The following is a 21,043-nucleotide window of genomic DNA, read 5'->3' as shown; positions in this document are numbered from 1 at the left end:
GGCTCCCCCTTTGGGCATTTTTATGCTAAAATAGTAGCTATGGATAAAATTATTAAAACAATATCAGAAAGCGGAGCCTTTCGTGCTTTTGTCCTTGACAGCACAGAAACCGTCCGCACTGCTCAAGAAAAACATCAAACCCAAGCTAGCTCAACTGTAGCGCTTGGTCGAACTCTTATCGCCAGCCAGATTCTCGCAGCCAATGAAAAAGGAAATACCAAACTAACAGTTAAAGTGCTGGGGTCTAGCTCTCTAGGTGCTATCATCACCGTCGCTGATACCAAGGGGAATGTCAAAGGTTACGTTCAAAACCCCGGTGTTGACATCAAAAAGACTGCAACTGGTGAAGTCCTAGTCGGACCTTTTGTCGGAAATGGTCAATTCCTCGTTATCACAGACTATGGTACTGGAAATCCTTACAACTCTATGACCCCCCTCATCTCTGGGGAAATCGGTGAAGACCTTGCCTTTTACCTGACTGAAAGCCAACAGACCCCTTCTGCAGTCGGCCTCAATGTCCTTTTGGACGAAGAAGACAAGGTCAAGGTTGCAGGTGGTTTCCTAGTCCAAGTCTTGCCAGGAGCCAAGGAAGAGGAGATTGCTCGCTTTGAAAAACGCATCCAAGAAATTCCAGCTATCTCAACTCTTCTCGAAAGTGAAGACCATATCGAAGCCCTCCTCAAAGCAATCTACGGTGACGAGGCCTACAAGCGTCTTTCCGAAGAAGAAATCCGTTTCCAATGTGACTGTAGCCATGAGCGCTTTATGAACGCTCTTGCTAGCCTTCCAAGCTCAGACTTACAGGAAATGAAAGAGGAAGACCACGGAGCAGAAATCACTTGTCAATTCTGCCAAACTACTTACAACTTTGATGAAAACGACCTGGAGGAACTCATTCGTGACAAATCTTAATACACCTTTTATGATTGGCAATGTTGAGATTCCCAATCGTACCGTTTTAGCACCCATGGCTGGCGTGACCAACTCAGCCTTTCGTACTATCGCAAAAGAGCTTGGAGCTGGACTCGTTGTAATGGAAATGGTCTCTGACAAGGGAATCCAATACAACAATGAAAAAACCCTGCACATGCTTCATATCGATGAAGGTGAAAACCCTGTTTCTATCCAACTTTTTGGTAGTGATGAAGACAGCCTAGCGCGCGCAGCAGAATTCATCCAAGAAAATACCAAGACCGATATAGTCGATATCAACATGGGCTGCCCAGTTAACAAAATCGTGAAAAACGAAGCTGGCGCTATGTGGCTCAAGGATCCAGACAAGATTTACTCTATTATCAACAAGGTTCAGTCTGTCCTTGATATTCCCCTCACCGTCAAGATGCGTACCGGCTGGTCCGACCCAGCTCTTGCAGTAGAAAATGCCCTCGCTGCTGAAGCTGCAGGCGTTTCTGCCCTCGCCATGCATGGCCGTACCCGTGAGCAAATGTATACAGGTCACGCAGACCTTGAGACCCTTCACAAGGTCGCTCAAGCTCTGACCAAGATTCCCTTCATCGCCAACGGTGATATCCGTACTGTCCAAGAAGCCAAACAACGCATCGAAGAAGTCGGGGCTGACGCAGTCATGATTGGCCGCGCTGCTATGGGAAATCCTTACCTCTTCAACCAAATCAACCATTACTTTGAAACAGGAGAAATCTTACCTGATTTGACCTTTGAAGACAAGATGAAAATCGCCTACGAACACTTGAAACGCTTGATTAATCTCAAAGGAGAAAACGTCGCAGTTCGTGAATTCCGTGGCCTCGCTCCTCACTACCTCCGTGGAACATCTGGCGCTGCCAAACTCCGTGGAGCTATTTCACAAGCTAGTACCCTAGCAGAGATTGAAGCCCTCTTGCAATTAGACAAAGCTTAAACACAGAAAACCCGTAAACTTCATTCAGTTACGGGTTTTTAAAATGTATATAAACTTGAAATTATAAATTCTACTATTGAGCTAAAACAACACTAGAAACCTTGCCATCTGCACCTGTGGTAATTTGAACGGTCTTTCCTCCACCGATTGTAGCATTATACTTACCATCGTCAAGAGTATAGGAATAGCCTTTAATAGAGTAATTTTCTTTCTTTCCATCAGCAGATTCTACTGTAAATTGACCACCTGATGAAACTGTGATGGTTTCGCCATTGGCTCCCTTCCAATTGCCCGCTGCAGCTGAGAAATCACCATCTACCATGGTTAAAACACCCTTGTAGCGTTTATTTTGCTCTGCTTGTTTGTCTTGAAGTTTGCGGTCAGTTGTAGGATCATAGCTTGATTGGTTAGACTGGGCTTGAGTAGCTTGTTGAGTTGAAGGAGTCTGAGCAGGAGTTTGTTGACTAGCTACCTGTTGATTAGCCACTTCTTGACCTTGTCTTTGCTCTGGTGCAGGTGCCGCTTGTGATGGCGTTGCAGTTGCTGAAGATTGATCAGTAGATGCCTTGGCCTTTTCAGATGAAGCTGAACTTGAGGACTTCTGAGTCTTGCTTTCTTTGCTAGAAGAAGTTGCTTTAGAACTTGATGACTGGCTTGTCTTAGCAGAACTGCTTGCTTGAGTTGTTTCCTTTTTATTTCCACAAGCTCCTAATAGCAAGGTAGAAGCCAATACAGTCGCTGCCATCAATTTGATATAGGTTTTCTTTTTCATTTTTCTACTCCTTTGTAATATTTTAGAAATATAAAGAAATCTTTTTGTAATATAATTGTAACATTGAAATTTAAATATGTCAACAATTTATCTAAACTATTTTAAAAATCTTAAATACTTTAGATACATTTACTCCTCCTACTCTTTTATTCGTAATAAAACAGAAAAACAGGAGATTTTTCTGTTAAAAATTTAAATTTGTTTTTGTGTAATCGCTTGCATCTTTAACTGTAAAGGAATATAATAATAGAAAACTAGGATATAGGAGGTATAGGCTTATGTTAAGCAAATATTACAAGTATCTTCCTTGGTTGATTGTGACAGCTATTGTCTCTTATCAATCAGCCACTTACTATGCGCGAACTGCATTTGATGTGTTTTATCTGACTACAATCTTTTTGATTGTTTATATCGCTTTGTTATTCCTACACGAAAAATATCTCAAGTATCGATACAAAGACTTTTTTACTCACATGTTGAGTAATTCTAAGAAGGATAGCCATCCCTAAAAACAGTCGCAACAGCAAAGCAAACTAATAAAGGCAAACAAAGAGGTCGGGAACTTTGTCCCGACCTCGTTTTTTATTTCAATCGATAGGTTTTTCTTGGTTTCTTTTTAGGCACTCGTTTGAGTCCAACTTCTTCTACATATTCTCCGTATTTTACGAGAAAGTTATTGCTGACGATGGGGCGACCGGGGTTGATAAGATTGACCAGTTCAGTTCCTTCGTAGACAGTGAACTCCTCCTCCAGCAGATAAAGGAAGGTCGGATTCCAGTCGAGACGGCCTTGGATTCGTTTGATGGATTCTTGGATAATGGCATAATGATCAAAAGCGAAGGCTTGCTCCTCCAACTCTACTCCCTTTAAGAAGCACTTGCCTGTCTGAAAATCGACATCTACAAAAACCACGTCCTTGGCATCGTCTCCTGCTTGAACAAGTTCTAATGCACGACTAGGCAGATAAACCAAGTGGGCAATGGTCACTGTCCAGCCCCGTGGGTCACGGCCGGGAGTCGATACGGTCATCAATTGCTCGATTTTTTCCAAAGGAAGATCGAGATTAACTTCTTCTCTCACCTCACGCTGACAGGCATGCGCAGCATCTTCGCCCTTGTCCATAAATCCTCCAACCAGAGCCAAACAATTTTGATAAGGGTGAGCCTTGCGACGAATTAATAAGAGCTTGATCTTTCCTTCGACAAAGCAGTAGGCTACCATATCCACCGTCACACTTGGCTTTTCATATTGAGGGAGTTCCTGCTTGTAGTACCAGTCTAAAAACTCTTCCTGACTGGCATGGATTTCATAATATTCTTTTTCCGTCATCCCGTCTGGAATCTTCGTATCTGCCATTTTATGCCTCCTTACGAACTGCCTTAGTCCATTGGTACCAACCCACTAAACTATTGAGTGTGTAAACCCAGTACATGCCTTGGATATGGATATTTTCACCCCACCAGAGGTAGATACTAAATAGGTTAGTTGCAATCCAAAAAATCCATTGCTCACGGTAGAGACGTGTCATCAAGAGCTGACCAACACCATTTGTCGCGTCCGTTACACTATCGCGGAATGGTCGAGCACTGTGGATGCTTTGATAAGCTAGGCCCATACCAATCCAGATAATTGCAGTCAAAACTAAATACTTGAGCCAATCCACTAAGGATAATTTCTTGGCTTCAAAGTGCGATTCTTCTACTTTTCCTTGGTCATTAATACGGTTGGACAGCCAAGCATAGAGACCAATCGGCTGCATGACAAAGAAGTAAACGGTCGTCAAAACTTCACCATAAAAAGTCGCATTCATGGCCAAAACCAAATAGATAGCAGAGTTAATGGCCCCAAAGAGATAATTGCTTGCACGCCCTTCTGCTACCAAGATAACACAGACAATCCCAGTCCAAGATGCAAACAAGCTCATCCAGTCATGACTTTCTGTATTTTGAGTGAACTCTAAGATCAAGGGAACACTTGACAGGGTGATAAGATACAACCACTGGAAGAGGCTACGGCCGACAAAGAGATCTTTCCAGAGCAGGCGCATGATTCCTGCAAAACCGATTTTGCGGGCTTCCGCATGGACATTTTTAAAGTTTTCGATAAATTGTTTGATTTTTTCAGTTAGTTTTTTCATAATTTTCTCCTAATCTGCTTGGTAAATGGCATCAATAGCCACTTTGGCTGCTTCATAATTGCCTAGGTAATCCTCAGCTAGATAAACTAGTGGAATGGTGGTTAAATATTGCTCTCTCATCTGATCCAAATGCTGGGAAAAACTATGACGAATATGGTCTTCTGCCATAGTCATATCTCTAAATCCGTCATTGACATAGGAGCCGACAGGCTGCACAAAGAGAATCAAGTCCCATTTTTCCTTAGCCAAGATCGAAACAAAGAGATTGTCAAATGTTTCTCCTGATAAGTCCTCTTGGTCCTCAGTCTCCATGTAATAATCATAGTAGCCCTTGGTTACTAAGGAGTTGGTGTCTGCTATTACCAGTCCTCTATTGGCATTGCTATCGATTAACTTAGAGGTCTGGTCATACTGCCCCAACAGGAGATAATAGTAATCTTTTGGAGTCAATTCATCGTCGCGGACATTATTTTTAATCTGATACTCACGTGCGTATTCCAAACTAACTGGTGCATCGTAATACCTAGCCAAATCCTTAGCCAGAGTGGTCTTCCCATTGCTAGCACTTCCCATAATCAACACTTTCTTTGTAAACTGACGACGGAAGGGTTGAGCGATATATTTCCAATATTTACTTGGATTTTCTCGAATCATAGTCGCTGAGATACCAAACTTTCTTTCTTGCAAGACAGTCTCAAAGCCACGATTTGATAATTCTTGCTGGTAGTCACGTTCTCCCACAAAGAAGATTAGTTCTTGCTGGGCTTCATCATAGGAAATCTCTGCAAACATCTGATTCAACCACTCCTGCCAGCCCATAGGGTAACGAGGAAGATTGGTTTCATCTAACTTGCAGACAGAGGTCAACTCGTCATCACCAAAGGCCTCTCGGATATAGCGAAATCTCTTTTGAAGAGTTAAGCCTACCTGCTCCCCTCGGTCTCCCTCATAGCCTGAAACGACAACCCAGACCTGGTCACACTGCCGCTTCGCTCGCTGAATCAGATCAATATGTCCTTGATGAAGCGGAGCAAAAGTCCCAAATACCACTGCTGTTTTCTTTTTCATAAACGCATCACCTTTTTATAATTTTTGATATTTTTATTATCTATGTTTTTATTATAAATTATATTTTTGTTTTGTCAATAGTTTTTTATCATTTTTTATAAAAAAGTAGCAAAAAAGAGAATCAAGATTGCTCCTGATTCTCCATTTTATGCAATATCAAATTTTAACTGGCCTGCTTTGACACCAATCTTAAGTGTGCTACCTGCCACCAAATCTCCCTTAAGGAGAAGTTCTGCCAACTTGTCTTCCACTTCTGTTTGCAGGGTTCTGCGAAGTGGACGAGCTCCCATCTCTGGGTCATATCCTTGATTGGCCAACAATTTCAGTGCGGAAGCTTGTAATTTCAAATCGATACCTTTTTCAGCCAAACTTGCCACTAAAGGTTTGACCATAATCTTCACCACTTCCTGCATATGGTTGCTAGACAGGCTATGGAAGACCACCTTTTCATCAATACGGTTGATAAACTCCGGTCTATAAGCCTTTTTCAGCTCTTCAAACATGCGTTTTTCCATATTTTCCTGGTCAAAACGGATGTCCTTAGCCCCAAATCCGACAGTCTTGTCATCACGAAGGGCTGTCGCACCAAGGTTTGACGTCATGATGATAATGGTATTTGAAAAATCAACCTTGCGCCCCTTGCTATCTGTCAAGACACCATCATCCAAGACCTGTAAGAGAACATTAAAGATATCAGGGTGGGCCTTCTCTACCTCGTCAAAGAGGAGAACAGAATAGGGTTTGTTGCGAACCTTCTCGGTCAACTCCCCACCTTCTTCATAACCTACATAGCCCGGAGGAGCTCCATTGAGACGACTGGCTGCGAATTTCTCCATATACTCACTCATATCAAAGCGGATAAGGGCTGATTCATCGTCAAAAAGAACTTCTGCCAGAGCCTTGGCTAGTTCAGTCTTCCCGACACCCGTCGGTCCTAGGAACATAAAGGAACCAATCGGACGCTTATGACTGCGAATCCCTGACTGGTTGCGGCGAATCGCACGGCTAATGCTTGAAACTGCTTGATCTTGACCGATGACACGTTTGTGGAGTTCAGCTTCCAAGTTAAGGTATTTCTTAGCGTCCGTCTGAGTCAGTTTTTGGACTGGAATACCTGACAAACGACTCAAGGTGGTCAAAATATCAGACTCTGTCACCAAGTCTTTATAGACAGGCACTTCCTCTTCTTTTGCGATTAGCTGAGCTGCCTGTTTCCACTTGCCATCCATCAAGGCCTTGTCAGCTGGACTCAAGCCCGAATCGTCTGCTTTTACATGCTTTGCCTTATTTTGCACTGTTGCTGCTGCTTCGTCCAAGAGGTCAATAGCAGAGTCCGGCAAATGACGACTAGTCAAGTAACGATGGGCCATCTTGACGGCTGTTTCAACTGCTTCATCTGTGATTTGCACACGGTGATGTTTCTCATAAGTCGCCTTCAAGCCTTGTAAAATGGTCATGCTGTCTGCCACACTCGGCTCTTCAATCGTTACTTTAGCGAAACGACGAGAAAGGGCTGCATCTTTTTCGATATGTTTTTGATATTCTTCCTGAGTGGTCGCACCAACCGTTCTCAAAGTTCCACGCGCCAAGGCTGGCTTCAAGATATTGGCCGCATCTAGAGTTGAGTCAATCCCACTCCCAGAACCCATGATAGTGTGAAGTTCATCGATAAAGAGGATGACTTGTCCATCTTCTTCAATGTCCTTGATGATATTGTTCATACGTTCTTCAAAGTCACCGCGGAAACGTGTCCCTGCGACGACATTCATCAAATCAAGCTCTAACACGCGCATCTTAGCCATTTCCGTAGGCACATCCCCACTAGCAATACGCTGGGCAAGACCAAGCGCCAGAGCAGTTTTCCCGACACCCGCATCTCCAACCAAGACAGGATTATTCTTGGTTTTACGGCTCAAGATTTGAATCATACGAGAGATTTCCTTGTCCCGACCGATGACTGGCTCTAATCTGCCAGAACGCGCTTGCTCCGTTAAATCATGCGTATAGTCCTCGAGACCACCGCTCGGAGTCTGTGGCATGCCCATCATATTGGCCATAGAATTTTGCTTATCAGCTACTGTACGATGGCGTTGGCGTAAAGCCTTGAGGTCTTCACGAGTCCAGCCTGCACGTTCTTCTAGATTTCGACGTAGGGCAGCAATCTTAACCTGATCTTTCTTGTCTTCATAAGAAAAACCAGCTCTCTCCAAGATACGAGTCGCCAAGGCATTGCCATCATGCAAAATCGCATAAAGGACGTGCTCCGTCCCTAGCACCTTAGCATGGACCACTGATGCCACATATTCTGCTTCATCAAAAAGGACCTGCAAACGATGAGAAAAAGGCAACTCCGTAAAGGTTTCATCCTGGCTATAGTCCGTTTCAGTCAGTTCCAAAGCGACTTCTTCTAAACGGTCCATCTCATATGGATAATCATTTAAAGTCGCCCCTGCCACACTATAACTGTGATTGGACATGGCAATCAACAAGTGCCAAGACTCTAGGTAACGAGCTCCAAAATGGCCAGCAACCATGTAGGCACTTTCGATACATTCATTCAATGCTTTTGAATAGTTCATCTTACTTCCCTTTTCTATCTACCTCTTGTATGACCTGTCTTAGCATATTAGCACGAACAACTGGAGCTTCTTCTCCTAGAACGCGATCCAAAGCTACTGCTACCAGCAAATTCATCTCCTGCTTGGTCATCAATTCCTGCTCAACCAAAAGCTGTAGAATATCCTCATAAATTTCTTGACTGACCCGCTCACCAATTGAGTAAAGCAGATCCCTGAGCATTTCATGATGACTAGAAAACTCAATCCGTCCTATACGAATGTAGCCTCCGCCACCACGCTTACTTTCAACCAAGTAGCCTCTACTTTCCGTAAAGCGTGTCTTGATCACGTAGTTAATCTGACTAGGAACAACCTGGAAGGTATCTGCCAACTGACTCCGTTGCAACTCCACAATTCCAGATTGATCTAAAATCGCCTTGATGTAGGCCTCAATATGATCCGATGTATTTTTAAATCTCATTACAAACCCACCTCTCTCTTTAAACCTTGACTATCTTTGACTATTATACCGAAATTTTCTCATTTTTAAAAGAAAAAGGGCGCTGGTAAAGAATAATCTTCACCAACTCCCTATTTTTCTACTTATCTAAACCTAATTCTGCCAATATTTGACGTTTATAGGCAATCTTTTGAACTTCCTTGTCCTCATCTTCAGACCAATCTAGTTTAATTTCTGAAACAATCTGCCCAGGGCGATTTTTCAAGATATAGATGCGGTCGCTGAGACTGAGGGCCTCCTCGATACTGTGAGTAATAATCAAGGTTGTTAGCTGCAACTGCTTGTGAATCTCAAGGTACCAAGCGTGGAGCTCCATCTTGGTCATCTCATCCAAGGCGCTGAAGGCCTCGTCTAAGAGAAAGAGTTTGTGCCCAAAAAGGTAGGTTCGGAGCAAGGCTACACGCTGGCGCATCCCACCACTGAGTTCATGAGGGTATTTATCTCTTACAGCTGTCAACTGGAAGGTCGCAAGAATTTCATCTGCGCGAGCAATAGCTTCTGCCTTATCCACCTTTTGAATCAAGAGGGGCAGAATGATATTACCAAGCACCGTCTTGTGTTCCAAGAGCAGATCCTTTTGTAACATATAACTCACGCGCCCCTTGGGATTTTCTTCACCATCAAGGACAATTCTCCCTGACTGAACTTCTAAAATCCCCGCAATTAAGTTGAAAAGCGTAGTCTTACCAACACCACTTGGACCTAGGATAGAAACAACTTCTCCTGAAGTCACCTGTAGGTTGATATCCTCTAAAATCCTCTCCTGACCATAGGCATAACTGACGTGTTCTAGTCTAATTTCTGTCATTATTTCACAAATTCGTTGGTGAAGCCTTTGTCTGTCAAGTCTTCTTTAAGGATACCATTTTCTTTATCCCATTTGTAGAAGGCATTCCAGCGAGCTGCATCAAATTGCCCCCATTTTTCCTTGTCGCTTGCGTATTCTTTTGACAAGTATTTTTGAGATTCGATGACAAAGTCACGTTTTTCCTTGAGTTCAGGTGCATTTTTGATGAGGATATCAGCTGCTTCTTCTGGATGCTCCATGGCATATTGGTAACCTTTTTTGATGGCTTGGATGACTTTACGAGCTTCTTCTTTGTTGTCTTTCAGATAGTCGTTGTTTGCGATGATAACTGGTGAGTAGTAGTCAAACTCCTTGACGTAGTCTTTCAAGTACATGAAGTTAGCCTCTACACCTTGAGATTTGGCAAGGATACCATCCCAACCGTAGTAGATCCAAGCAGTATCAAAGACTCCATTGGCAATCGGTGTGATCGAGTTTGAATCGTTGTTTGGTACTTTTTCGACTTTCTCAAAGTCCCCACCTTGTGATTCTACCAAGGTTTTCAACATAGCAAGTTCAGTTGGGTCATTCCAAGTTCCGTATTTCTTACCAACCAAGTCCTTTGGACTAGCTACATTATCAGATTTACGAGAGATGATTCCTGATGTATTGTGCTCTACGATAGCTGCAACGGCAGTAATTCCTGCGCCCTTTTCCAATTTCTTAGCCATGTAGTCTTGGAAATACACTGCAAATGGTGCCTTACCATTGATAACCAAATCAGAAGAACTTTCTTCTGGTGGCAATTTCAAATCAACATCCACTCCAGCTTCTTTGAAATAACCTTTTTCCTTAGCAACATAAAGCCCTGTGTGGTTGGTATTTGGTGTCCAGTCTAGGATAAAGTCAATCTTCTTGAGTTCTGCCTCTTTGTTGTCTTTAGAAGCAGTTCCTTGACCACAAGCTACAAGTACAACAGCTACAAGAGCTGTCACAAGCGTTAAAAACACTCTCCATGTTTTTTTCATTTTGATTTCCTCTTTTCTTTTTCAGAGACATTCTAATTCTACGAACGTTTCCATTTAATAACATATTTCTCGCTGATATCGACCAACTTCATACCCAAAAGGCTGATAATCGATACCAGAATAATAATAGCAAACATGGTATCATACTGAAACAGTTTCTTGGACTGAATCATGTAGACACCTAGTCCTTCAAAGCCTCCCAACCACTCAGATACTACTGTTGTGATAAAAGCGTAAGAGACACTGACCCTCAGACCTGCATAAAAGTAAGGCAGGCTGACTGGGATTTTAAAATGCCAAAGGATTTGCCAAGGTTTGGCCCGCATCAGACTAAACAAGGTCAGCATATCCTTGTCACAATGCCTAAAACCGTCCAAAATGCTGACGATGATGGGGAAAGTTGTCGTCAAGATAATCAAGACAATCTTGGGCAAAATCCCATAACCGAGCCACAAAACCAGAATAGGAGCTATGGCAATGGTCGGGATAGTCTGAACAACCACCATCATAGGGTAAATCAGATCGTTAAGCCAAGTCAAACTATCCATAAGCACAGCCATGAGACAGGCAATCAAAACTCCCAGAACCAACCCCAGCAAAGCCACTCTCAAGGTCGCCCAGCTATGGTGCCAGAGAAATTCTCTATCACGAACAAAGGCCTGGAGAATTTCAAGAGGTGTCGGCAGGATAAACTTGGGGAGAAGTTTAAGCAAACCTGCTAGCTGCCAGATTGACAAGACTCCTAGAAAGCCCAATAGACTAATGTGTCGTCTCAGTATACTTTTCAAGTTTCTCATCAATACTTAATATCTCTCCTACATTTATTTTAACATTGGCAAAGACATTATCTGCCTCCTGCCCCGCCACTTCCAGCGCTTCTTTTAGAATGCGCATAAGCTCATCAAACTCCCCTTCCAAGACTGTTTCAAATGGTGTCACTACCATGGTCACTTCTTGAGCTTGCAGATAAGCAATGACCTGATCAATAACAGCAATCCGATCAATTCCCTGTGCCAAGGGTAAAACTTGCAAGGCTATGCTTGCTTTCATAAGAACCTCCTCTTCTCGTTTTCCTTTGACAAAAAGAAAAACCTTTACCATATATGGAAAAGGTCAAGATTAGACTAAGTATCGTTCCCTACGCTGGCATTACCCAGATCAGGTGCGGTCGAAGTTTAACACTTCCTCTCAGACTGTACACAGACTCCCATATATTATATGGACATATGATAGCGCAAAACAAAAAAAATGTCAAGGAAACTGCTTACAGAAAAACATGAAAAAGAGTTTGAAAACAAATGCTTCAAACTCTATATAGCTTTTTTATTTAGCCTCGTACCAGGTTGCACCTTCATTTTCATCTGCGATGAGGGGAACACTGAGTTGGATGGCTTCTTCCATGGTTTGTTTGACCAATTTTTTCACCTCTGCTAGTTCCGATTTAGGAACTTCAAGGACAATTTCATCATGCACTTGTAACAACATCTTAGTCTGATAACCACCCGCAACCAAGGCTTTATCTAGCTGAGTCATAGCAATCTTGAGAATATCTGCCGCAGATCCCTGAATAGGGGAGTTGATAGCAGTTCGCTCTGCAAAACCACGAATGTTAAAGTTACGCGAATTGATATCTGGTAACTCACGACGACGCTTGAAGAGGGTCTCTACATATCCCTTATCACGCGCCTCACGCACCACTTCATCCATGTAGTTTTTAATACCTGGGAAACGTTCAAAGTAGGTATCAATGTAAGCTTTGGCCTCCTTACGGCTGATGCCCAAATTATTAGACAAACCAAAATCTGAAATCCCGTAAACCACTCCAAAGTTAACCGCCTTGGCATTGCGACGATCATTTGCAGTCACATCCTCAGGACGCTCAATGCCAAAAACCCGCATGGCTGTCGAGGTATGGATATCTGCCCCCTCTTGGAAAGCCTTAATCAAGTGCTCGTCTTTAGAAATATGCGCTAAAACACGCAATTCAATCTGCGAATAGTCCGAGCTGAGAAGGACACTATCCTCCCACTCAGGCACAAAAGCCTTCCGAATGAGACGCCCTTGCTCCAAACGCACAGGAATATTTTGCAAGTTTGGATCCACACTAGACAGACGCCCGGTCTGGGTCAAATCCTGCACATAGCGAGTATGAATCTTGCCATCAGCCAAAATCCAGTCCTGCAAGCCAATCACATAAGTAGATTGAATCTTAGCAATCTGACGGTAGTCTAGGATTTTCTTAACGATTGGCGCAATAGGAGCCAAGCGTTCCAAGACATCCACCGCTGTCGAGTATCCAGTCTTGGTTTTCTTAGTGTATTCTAGAGGAAGTCCCAATTTCTCAAAGAGAAGTACGCCCAACTGCTTAGGCGAGTTGATATTAAACTCCTCACCAGCCAGTTCGTAAATCTCCTGAGTCAGTTTTTCAATGACAAGCTCATTTTCAGTCTGCATCTCAAGCAAGGTCTCTTTCTTGACCATAATCCCAGCAATTTCCATCTTGGCAAGGACAAAAGCTAGAGGTTGCTCCATATCATAAAGAAGCTCTAATTGGCCATTTTCACTGAGTTTTTCAAGCAAAATCGGCTCAGTCTCAACCAAAACAGCAAGCTTACGAGCCAAGTGCTCCAAGAATTTCTCACGTTCAGGAATGGCCTTCTTGACACCCTTACCGTAGAAAGTTTCATCATCAACTAAGTAAGTCTGACCGTAAAGACTCGCAATGGTCGCAATTTCATTGTCCTCAACAGTCGAAAGGAGGTATTTAGCCAAGCGACTGTCAAAAGCAGGCGCCTGCAAATCCACATCAAAACGATTTAAGAGAACTTTAGCCTTCTTAAAGTCATAAACTCTCAGAGGTGTTTTTTCTAAAAAGCCCTTGAAAATAGGCTCTTGCAAAAGCTCAAGCTTGTCTGTAGCGTAAAGCTTATCCCCACAAGACCAGGCAAAACCAACCAAGTCATCTGTATGGTAATTCTCCCCAAAGAGTTCAAAGTGGAAGATAGACTCTTCACTCAGCATGTCTTGACTGACTTGGTCAACGATGGTAAAATCCAAACCCTCAGCCATATCAGCTGACGACACATTTAAAGCCTGCCTGAGCTGTTTGAAGCCCATTTCGTCGTAGAATTTCCCAAGATTTTCCACATCTGGACCACTATAGACCAAATCCTCCAAACCAATCTCAATCGGTGCCTTGGTATCAATGGTCGCCAGTGTTTTAGACAAAAAGGCCTGTTCCTTATCATTAATGAGATTTTCCTTCATCTTAGATGCCTTCATCCCATCAATATTTTCATAAATCCCCTCAAGCGAACCATGCTCCAGCAAGAGCTTGATACCTGTCTTTTCACCAATTTTGGTCACCCCAGGGATATTATCCGACTTATCACCCATGAGCGCCTTGAGATCGATAAACTGAGTAGGTGTAATGCCCATCTTTTCCATGAGATATTCTGGCGTAAAGGCCTCAAACTCAGCCACACCTTTCTTGGAAATCTCAACCACCGTATGCTCATCCGTCAGTTGAATCAAATCCTTGTCCCCACTGACAATGGTAATATCAAAACCATCTTGCTCAGCTAACTTATCCAGTGTCCCAATAATGTCATCCGCCTCATACTGAGCTAACTCATAGTGACGAATCCCCATATGATCCAGCAACTCACGAATGAAGGGAAATTGCTCACGAAACTCATCAGGGGTCTTAGCCCGATCACCCTTATAGTCCGCATACATCTCTGTACGGAAAGTCGTCTTTCCTGCATCAAAAGCCACTAAAATATGACTAGGCTCAATCCTCTCTAACAAATGGCTCAACATCAACTGAAAGCCATAAATCGCATTGGTATGCAAACCAGCCGCGTTCTTAAAACGGTCTAACTGCTGATAGAGCGCAAAAAACGCCCGAAAAGCAACAGAAGACCCATCAATCAATAATAATTTTTTCTTATCCATACACCCATTATAAAGGAAAGTACCAAAAAATACCATTGGGAAGAATTCCCTGAGAGAAACTAAGATACTATACAAAAGAGAAGGAAGTTATTCCTTCTCTTGCAAACTACGAAATGAATTAGTTTTTACGTTTCACAAATGGAATAGCACCAAGGAACAATCCAAGGAATCCCAATGATGCAACTGCAACATTATCTTTACCACCAGTATTTGGAAGTTCTTTTTTATCTTCTGCTTTTGCTGCTGGTGCTGGTGCTTGATAAGTATTATCCTTGTTAGTACCTGCTGTTGTAAGAGTATATTCTGGAACTTCATTAATTGCTGGTGCGCCTGTTTCTGCATACGCTGGAACTTCGTTAATTGCTGGTGCGCCTGTTTCTGCATACGCTGGAACTTCGTTAATTGCTGGTGCGCCTGTTTCTGCATACGCTGGAACTTCATTAATTGCTGGTGCGCCTGTTTCTCCGTATGCAGGAACATTATTCACTGTAGCGTCTTCACCATTTGTAGATAAAGGCCCTGTATATTCTGGAGTTTCGTTAACAGCTGCTAAGACAAAATTAGCACCACCTTTATATTCTGGAACTTCGTTAACAGCTGCTAAGACAAAATTAGCACCACCTTTATATTCTGGAACTTCATTAACAGCTGCTTCTAAACTATTAACTCCACTGTTGAATTCTGGAGCTACCTCAGCTACAGGAGGTAATAATGCTTCTCCGTTTTCATTCACAGGTGTATTGGTTGCAAGAGTTCCTGTGAATTCTGGAGCTACCTCAGCTACAGGAGGCAATAATGCTTCTCCATTTTCATTCACAGGTGTATTGGTTGCAAGAATTCCTGTGAATTCTGGAGCTACCTCAGCTACAGGAGCATCAGCCGCATTAACTCCTCCACTATATTCTGGAGCATCGGCTACAGTAGGAGGTGTTGCATCATTTACCCCACCATTGAAATCAGATCCATTATCTCCAGAAGGAGAGTCACCAGGATTCACACCACCACTAAATCCTGGAGCGTTAGGAGCAGTTGGCACTTCGTCAGGTTGTTTAGCATCATCAGAAGGTGCATCACTAGGATTTACACCACCACTGAAGTCTTTCGGTTCTTCACCCTTAGGAACTTCTTTTAAGTTTTCGATATAACCTAAAGTTGTGTTGTAATCGTCAGTTAGCTCATCGATTGCAGATTTGTATGCTTTTACAGCTTCGTTAGCTTCATCAAATTTAGCTTGAGCTTCATCAGCGGCAGTTTTAGCAGAAGCAACTGAAGCTTCTAGTTTAGTTACAGCATCTTGCAATCCATCTTGGATAGCTTGATCCGCATTGTTTTTCTTAGCAGTTTCAAGAGCAGTTTTAGCTTTTTCTAAAGTTTCTTTTTGTTTCTCTAATGCAGCATTTTTCTCTTCTACTACCTTAGCTTTTTCAGTAGCGTCAGCTTTATCTTCCTCAGCTTCTTTCGTTAATTTTTCAATTTTTTCAGCTAAATCATCAGCAATGTCTGTAAGTTTTTTAACAATTGGTTTAGAAGCTTCTTTTTGAGCTGCTTCATCAATCTTCTTAGTTTCGTCAGCAGTTAACTCTTTAGTTTTATAAGCTTCAGGAGCTTTATCTTTTGTGTTGGCATCGTTGAGGAATTCATCTACAGCTTGAGTAGCTGTAAGAACTCCATCTTCAATCGCTTTTAGTAAAGCTTCTTTACCGATTTCAGCTTTTGCTTCTTCGATAGCTTTCGCTTTATCTTCAGGCTTGATGCTATCATCCTTGTTGACTTTATCTTCAGCCTTTTTTTCAAGTTGCTCTAAAGCACCTTTCAAAGCTTCTAAGTTAGCTGCTTCTTCTTTTTTAGCGTCTTCTTCTTTTTTTACTTCTTCTTCAACTTTAGCTTTTGCTTTAGCTGCTTCTTCTTTAGCCTTAGCTAATTCAGCTTCTGCGTCAGCTTGAGCTTTGTCTGCTTCTGTTTTTGCAGTCTCAGCAGCAGTTACATCAGCAGCTTCTTTTTTAGCTTTCGCTGTAGCTTCTTCAACCTTTTTAGCTTCTTCAGCTACTTTTTTCTCTAATTCAGCAACTTTAGCATCAGCCTCTGCTTTAGCTTTAGCAGCTTTTTCAGCTTCGGTTGGTTCAGCTTCTTCCTCTGGAGTTTCTTCTGCTGGTTTAGCTGGTTCTGCAGCTTCTTTTGCTTCTGCTTTTTTTACTTCTTCAAGAAGATTATCACGTTTTTCAGTTAAATCTTGAATTTCAGCTGATGCAGCTTGAATTTTTTCATCAGCTTCATCAAATTCAGACTTCGCAGTATCGCGTTCTTTTTCAATCGCAGTTACAGCTTTTTCTAACGGTGTTGTGATATCTTCACCAAATCCATTATCTTTAGCGGATTTAAGAGCCTCTTTTGCTTCTTTTAAAGTATCTTCCTGTTTTTTTAGTGTTTCAGCTTTCTTTTCAGCATCGGCTTTTAATTTCTCAGCATCATCCGTTAAGTTTTCAATTGTTTCAGTTAAATCATCAGCTTTGTCTTGCAATTTTTCTGATTCAGGACGAGCAGCATCCGCTGCTTCACCTTCCTCAATTCCCGCTTGCACCTCTTCAGGAAGCTTGTCCTTAGATACAGGAGCTTCTGTTCTAATTGTTGGATTAGTATCTTGTGCTTTTTCAGCATCATCTGCTAACTCAGCAAGAATATCAGAAGCATTTAATTCACCAGACTCAACAGACTTCAATAATTCTTCTTTTGCTTTTTTGTCAAGCAATTCGTTATCAGGAATTTGTTTCAAAGCTTCAGTTAAAGCTTCTTTAGCTTCTGCTTCTTCTTTTGCAGCGGCTTCTTCTTTTGCGGCTTCTTCTTTTGCTTTAGAGTCAGCTTTAGCAGCTTCTTCTTTTGCTTTAGCTAATTCATCGTCAGCCATTTTCTTAGCTTCTTCAGCTTTAGTTTTTGCAGCATCAGCCTCAGCAGCTTCTTTTTTCTCTGTTTCAAGTTTAGTAGTTGCATCAGTTGCTGTAGTTGTTGTTGTATCTACTTTTTCTTGAGCTGCATCAACTTTGGTGTTAGCTTCTTTTTCAGCTTCCTTAGCTTTTTCTACTTCAGTTTTTGGAGTTTCAGCCGCAGGTGTAGGCTTAGTTTCTCCAATCGGTTGAGTAGCTGTTGGTTTATCATCAGCTTTCACGACTGACGGTTGAGATGCAACAAAAGCCGCTCCCAAAACAGCTACACTAGCCAAACTAGTTAAAATCATTTTCTTTTTATCCATTTTTAAATGCTCCTTTTTTAAATCATAACTAGTTTCATTATACTCCTTTTTAACTTAAGTATCAAATAAAATGTTAATATGTTTCGCGCTTTATTATATATAGTATGTATTTCAAAAAATTGAAAATAGAAAGCTTATTTAAAACGTTTCCAATCTACTTTCTTTTCATTCTTTTCAATTTATATGATAATTTTTGCTATTCTTGAATCCATTCACCATTAGACTTTACTCTGTAGCCATCTACCGTCGTATTGACTGCTAATGCACCTGAAGAGTAAGAATAATACCACTTACCAGAGACTTGATACCAGCCCGTTTTCATTGCCCCTGAGTCATCTAGATAATACCACATCCCATTTTCCTTTAACCATCCTGTCTGCATTTCACCAGATGATTTCAAATAATACCAGGTAGAACCATCTTTCAGCCATTCTGTCGCCTTAGAACCATCTGATTTGAAATAATACCAACTACCATTTATTTTCTTCCAACCCACAGTCAATCCATTATTTGAACCATAATTAGAGCTATTTACTGATTGATTCTGTGACGAAGTTACTCCCTCCAACTGAATATAACGACGATTTCCACTATACGAAATGTAACTTAACCATTTGTAGCCATCTTTTTCAATCACCTGATCATAATGAACACTCTCACCTGGAGAATAATATGCAAGTGGAGTTGCATTCAATAATGGTTGATCTTTAATAGGAGTCTCCACCTTAAAATAATGAGTTCCTCTCATCAAAGACGAAGATTGACTGGTCACAACATGATTGCTTGTCGAATCTTTTGAACTGTTTTGGACTTCTTTAGAATTGCTTGATAAATCTTTAAAATGAATAAAACCGGTCATCTTGTTTGCTTTTACAATTCGTTTATTATAATTACCTTTATAATCATAGTTGTATTCCTCAATTTCTATATTATCTCCCATCACATTTGAAACCCAAGCAACATGACCATAACCTCCTGCAGTAGACCAAGCAATCGAGCCGATAGTCGGTGTATTATCAACACGATAACCTTCACGACGAGCACGATGCCCCCATTCATTCGCATTTCCATAAGCAGCCGGAATCTCAAAACCATTTACACCACTTAAGCGAAAGGCTGCAAAAGAAGTACACTGACGAGAATACATGCGCCACTTGTCAATTTCCTGACTGCCATTTTTATAATAAGCAGGATAATCATCCCCACGCGCAATCGAGCCATTTCCTCCCGAATAGGCAGATACACTATTACCCGCTGCTAACATCAATCCTACTACTAAAAAAGGAACAACCTTTTTAACTGATTTTCTAAAAGAAAATCTTGTCTCTGTTACTGTAAATGGTGAAATTTTCATTCATCCTCCTTGAAAAATAATATAAGTCGAAGATTGCCTTCACTTAAACTATTCGGAGAAAAAAGAAAAAGTGAGAAAATTTCTCACTTTAGTCAAGATAATGAATCAAATTCTTTTCGGTAAGGATATCTGAGTAAGTAAAGGATTCAACATAAACATTAGCTTGTTTATCTCCTTCAACATTCCCAAATTCCACGATAAATAGAGATGGATAAACCTCAATTAACTTACCCAATCTATTTTTTTGGCGTTTACGACCATTCTCCAAAGTCATTTCTACGACTTGTCCCTCATGTGCCTTGATTTCTTCTTTGATTTTTTTCATCTTGGCTACGTCTGTAAATGCATCTGACATCTTATGCCTCCCTTTTTGAGATACTTGAAAATTTATTGTATTCTTTTTGGAAAATCAATTCCACTGTTCCACGAGCTCCACTACGGTTTTTCTCGATAATAACTTCTACCTTATTATTTGGTATGCCTTCCTCTTCTTCACCACCACGCTCATAGTAGTCGTCACGATAAAGAAATGCTACGATATCAGCGTCCTGCTCAATAGACCCAGATTCACGAATATCAGACAAGACTGGTCTCTTATCCTGACGTTGTTCTACACCACGAGACAACTGACTGAGAGCAATTACTGGAACTTTCAGTTCCTTGGCTAGGATTTTTAACTGACGAGAAATTTCTGAAACCTCTTGTTGACGATTTTCTCGACCAGTTCCCGTGATAAGCTGCAAATAGTCTATCAAAATCAAACCAAGGTTGCCCGTTTCTTGAGCAAGTTTACGAGAACGAGACCGAATCTCTGTAATCCGAATCCCTGGCGTATCATCGATATAGATACTCGCATTAGCTAGATTCCCTTGAGCAATGGTATATTTTTGCCATTCCTCATCAGTCAATTGACCCGTACGAATAGAGTGAGACTCTACCAAACCTTCTGCAGCTAACATACGGTCTACTAGACTTTCTGCACCCATCTCGAGCGAAAAGATAGCAACCGTTTTGTCCAACTTAGTCCCAATATTCTGAGCGATATTCAAGGCAAAGGCTGTCTTACCAACCGCTGGACGGGCTGCTAGGATAATTAACTCCTCCTCATGAAGTCCAGTCGTCATATGATCCAAATCACGATAGCCCGTAGCAATACCTGTAATATCAGTCGTTTGTTGAGAGCGAGCCTCCAGATTTCCAAAATTGACATTCAACACATCTCGAATGTTCTTAAATCCACTTCGATTAGCATTTTCACTGACATCAATCAGTCCTTTTTCTGCCTGAGCAATGATTTCATCAGCTGGTTGCGAAGCCTCGTAAGCTTGATTGACAGACTCTGTCAACTTGGCGATTAATCGCCGTAACATAGCCTTTTCTGCAACAATTTTAGCATAATACTCCGCGTTAGCAGAAGTTGGCACAGAATTGACAATCTCAACCAAGTAAGACAGGCCACCAATATTCTGTAAATCACCTTGATTATCAAGAATGGTACGAACCGTTGTTGCATCTATAGCATCGCCACGATCGGATAAATCGACCATAGCTTGAAAAATCAAACGATGGGCATACTTAAAAAAGTCCCGAGACTCAATATATTCTCGCACAAAAACAAGCTTACTCTCGTCAATAAAGATAGCCCCTAAAACGGATTGCTCAGCTAAGATATCTTGAGGTTGTACTCGTAACTCTTCTACTTCTGCCATCAGACTTCCCTTCCTTTTACAATCTTGTCA

Annotated in this window: 18 protein-coding genes and 1 riboswitch; of the genes, 3 read left to right on the top strand and 15 right to left on the bottom strand. The window is 41.7% G+C overall.

Features of this window, described 5'->3' with window-relative positions; genetic code table 11:
- Positions 1-39 precede the first annotated feature (39 nt).
- Together hslO and dusB are read left to right on the top strand one after the other, a co-directional pair.
- On the top strand, positions 40-912 hold the full coding sequence (gene hslO / locus N5909_RS04165) for an Hsp33 family molecular chaperone HslO (RefSeq protein ID WP_271630854.1): 873 nt from the start codon (positions 40-42) through the stop codon (positions 910-912).
- A complete protein-coding gene (gene dusB, locus N5909_RS04160; protein WP_271630852.1) occupies positions 899-1,879 on the top strand; it encodes a tRNA dihydrouridine synthase DusB in 981 nt (326 codons plus the stop codon). Before hslO ends, dusB begins: the two co-directional genes overlap by 14 nt.
- Positions 1,880-1,952: 73 nt before the next feature.
- Here the strand turns inward: dusB and N5909_RS04155 are convergent, their stop codons facing one another.
- The gene (locus N5909_RS04155) at positions 1,953-2,651 is read right to left on the bottom strand and encodes a hypothetical protein (RefSeq protein WP_033682490.1); all 699 of its coding nucleotides are present in this window, start codon (positions 2,649-2,651) and stop codon (positions 1,953-1,955) included.
- Positions 2,652-2,929: 278 nt separating this feature from the next.
- On the opposite strand from N5909_RS04155, the gene N5909_RS04150 reads away from it, so the two are divergent.
- Positions 2,930-3,160 (top strand): hypothetical protein, encoded by a 231-nt coding sequence (locus N5909_RS04150; protein ID WP_033682492.1) that lies wholly within the window; start codon positions 2,930-2,932, stop codon positions 3,158-3,160.
- 73 nt (positions 3,161-3,233) lie between these two features.
- Here N5909_RS04150 and N5909_RS04145 read toward each other — a convergent pair whose 3' ends face one another.
- From N5909_RS04145 to dnaB, 14 genes are all read right to left on the bottom strand, one after another.
- The gene (locus tag N5909_RS04145; RefSeq protein ID WP_020902159.1) at positions 3,234-4,007 is read right to left on the bottom strand and encodes an NUDIX domain-containing protein; all 774 of its coding nucleotides are present in this window, start codon (positions 4,005-4,007) and stop codon (positions 3,234-3,236) included.
- A 1-nt stretch (position 4,008) separates the two neighbouring features.
- Positions 4,009-4,788, bottom strand: a complete 780-nt coding sequence (gene pnuC / locus N5909_RS04140; protein WP_020902160.1) for a nicotinamide riboside transporter PnuC — start codon at positions 4,786-4,788, stop codon at positions 4,009-4,011.
- A gap of 9 nt (positions 4,789-4,797) precedes the next feature.
- Positions 4,798-5,856, bottom strand: coding sequence for an AAA family ATPase (locus N5909_RS04135; RefSeq protein WP_033682493.1), 1,059 nt, complete (start codon positions 5,854-5,856; stop codon positions 4,798-4,800).
- A 146-nt stretch (positions 5,857-6,002) separates the two neighbouring features.
- Positions 6,003-8,435 (bottom strand): ATP-dependent Clp protease ATP-binding subunit, encoded by a 2,433-nt coding sequence (locus N5909_RS04130; RefSeq protein WP_033682495.1) that lies wholly within the window; start codon positions 8,433-8,435, stop codon positions 6,003-6,005.
- A 1-nt stretch (position 8,436) separates the two neighbouring features.
- A complete protein-coding gene (locus N5909_RS04125; protein WP_001211265.1) occupies positions 8,437-8,895 on the bottom strand; it encodes a CtsR family transcriptional regulator in 459 nt (152 codons plus the stop codon).
- A 118-nt stretch (positions 8,896-9,013) separates the two neighbouring features.
- The gene (locus N5909_RS04120) at positions 9,014-9,742 is read right to left on the bottom strand and encodes an ABC transporter ATP-binding protein (protein WP_000136220.1); all 729 of its coding nucleotides are present in this window, start codon (positions 9,740-9,742) and stop codon (positions 9,014-9,016) included.
- The gene (locus tag N5909_RS04115; RefSeq protein ID WP_049532471.1) at positions 9,742-10,749 is read right to left on the bottom strand and encodes an ABC transporter substrate-binding protein; all 1,008 of its coding nucleotides are present in this window, start codon (positions 10,747-10,749) and stop codon (positions 9,742-9,744) included. Before N5909_RS04115 ends, N5909_RS04120 begins: the two co-directional genes overlap by 1 nt.
- 38 nt (positions 10,750-10,787) lie before the next feature.
- The gene (locus N5909_RS04110) at positions 10,788-11,546 is read right to left on the bottom strand and encodes an ABC transporter permease (RefSeq protein ID WP_167747867.1); all 759 of its coding nucleotides are present in this window, start codon (positions 11,544-11,546) and stop codon (positions 10,788-10,790) included.
- Positions 11,509-11,799: a thiamine-binding protein gene (locus tag N5909_RS04105; RefSeq protein ID WP_000647659.1), complete on the bottom strand. Its 291-nt coding sequence runs from the start codon at positions 11,797-11,799 to the stop codon at positions 11,509-11,511. The genes N5909_RS04110 and N5909_RS04105 overlap by 38 nt, the downstream gene beginning before the upstream one ends.
- A 68-nt stretch (positions 11,800-11,867) precedes the next feature.
- Positions 11,868-11,970, bottom strand: a riboswitch (TPP riboswitch).
- Between the two features lie 102 nt (positions 11,971-12,072).
- Positions 12,073-14,706: a DNA polymerase I gene (polA, locus tag N5909_RS04100; protein ID WP_033682561.1), complete on the bottom strand. Its 2,634-nt coding sequence runs from the start codon at positions 14,704-14,706 to the stop codon at positions 12,073-12,075.
- Positions 14,707-14,824: 118 nt separating this feature from the next.
- The gene (locus tag N5909_RS04095) at positions 14,825-17,950 is read right to left on the bottom strand and encodes an SIALI-17 repeat-containing surface protein (protein WP_271630851.1); all 3,126 of its coding nucleotides are present in this window, start codon (positions 17,948-17,950) and stop codon (positions 14,825-14,827) included.
- Between the two features lie 196 nt (positions 17,951-18,146).
- Positions 18,147-19,304, bottom strand: a complete 1,158-nt coding sequence (cbpD, locus tag N5909_RS04090) for a choline binding-anchored murein hydrolase CbpD (RefSeq protein ID WP_033682500.1) — start codon at positions 19,302-19,304, stop codon at positions 18,147-18,149.
- Positions 19,305-19,392: 88 nt separating this feature from the next.
- A complete protein-coding gene (locus N5909_RS04085; RefSeq protein WP_001278169.1) occupies positions 19,393-19,659 on the bottom strand; it encodes a Veg family protein in 267 nt (88 codons plus the stop codon).
- 1 nt (position 19,660) lies between these two features.
- Positions 19,661-21,013 (bottom strand): replicative DNA helicase, encoded by a 1,353-nt coding sequence (gene dnaB, locus N5909_RS04080; RefSeq protein WP_000852490.1) that lies wholly within the window; start codon positions 21,011-21,013, stop codon positions 19,661-19,663.
- Between the last annotated feature and the right edge of the window lie 30 nt (positions 21,014-21,043).

The sequence above is a fragment of the Streptococcus gwangjuensis genome (assembly GCF_028156745.1).
GTDB lineage: Bacteria > Bacillota > Bacilli > Lactobacillales > Streptococcaceae > Streptococcus > Streptococcus gwangjuense_A.
The sequence above is the reverse complement of the archived record's forward strand: the minus strand, read 5'-3'. Positions and strand labels throughout refer to the sequence as shown.